This is a genomic window from Mangrovicoccus sp. HB161399, from assembly GCF_013184745.1.
In the GTDB taxonomy this organism is placed as follows: Bacteria; Pseudomonadota; Alphaproteobacteria; order Rhodobacterales; family Rhodobacteraceae; genus Mangrovicoccus.
In genome coordinates this window covers 1-917 of sequence record NZ_JAATVU010000260.1, presented here as the reverse complement: position 1 = coordinate 917, position 917 = coordinate 1, and the positions used below count along the sequence as shown (strand labels likewise).

1 protein-coding gene is annotated in these 917 nt (G+C 62.2%); it reads left to right on the top strand.

Going from position 1 to position 917, the window contains the following annotated elements; all coding sequences use genetic code 11:
- Positions 1-733 precede the first annotated feature (733 nt).
- Positions 734-917 (top strand): transposase (locus HCC78_RS32760; RefSeq protein ID WP_371743772.1); only part of this gene is annotated, 184 nt, incomplete at its 3' end.

The window sequence follows — 917 nt, the reverse complement described above, 5'->3', positions numbered from 1 at the left end:
ACCTGAAATCCTTCGGCGAGCGCATCGCTTCAAGGGACCCCGACCGCCAGACCGCCGAGATCCACATCCGCGTCATTCGCGGCTGCGCTCGGACCGATGGCGCTTGCCGCTCATTCATGAACCGCTTCAACGCTCTCGGCAAAGCCGAGATCGAACGCGTGGCCTGACCTCAGCTGGGGAAAGGGGCATCGCGTCCTGAAGCCGACTTCTGCAACAATGCCCAGTTGGACAGCGATAGTTCCTGCATCGACGAGCTCCGTCCAGAGCACCCATTCTTGGCCAATCGTAGCTTCAAGCCCCACTTTCGCGGGGCCGGATAGCTGTTGAATCATCGCGACCAACGCACCATGGCCATCCAGCGTGTTGGGCCGCCGGAACCGCTTTGGGCTAGGAAGGCAGAACCCGTCCAGCCAGTCGCGCGATACATCTATTCCAAGGATAGTGATCTCGGATATCATGTCACTCTCTCTTCCTTATGCTTCGCGGTCCCGCAAAACGGGCAGCCATCAACTGTTCGCGACGGCGTTGCTGCGCAAATCCGGGGAGAATCACCTCGTGAATCCAGCATGATAGCCGGCGGCCATGAGCAGACCTCCGAAGACGGCGTGCAAGACGGCCAACTGGAGAAGCTGGCGAGCCGTTGCGCCCCACCGGTCCGCCCCCTCGTGCAGGGTTGTTGTCACCGTCCTTCGATCTGAAACTATGCAGCGAGGCGGGCGGGACAGGATGACGAGTGGCCTATTCACAGGAACGAAAGGCGGCGGTTCTCGCGAAGATGCTGCCGCCGAACAGCACCCCCTTGAACCGGCTGGCGGTTGAAGAGGGGATCTCGCGGGCAACGCTCGCCAAGTGGCGCGCGGAGGCGCGGGCGAAGGGCAAGCTGCTGCCCGAGGCTGACGCGCATGTCGAAGGCTGGA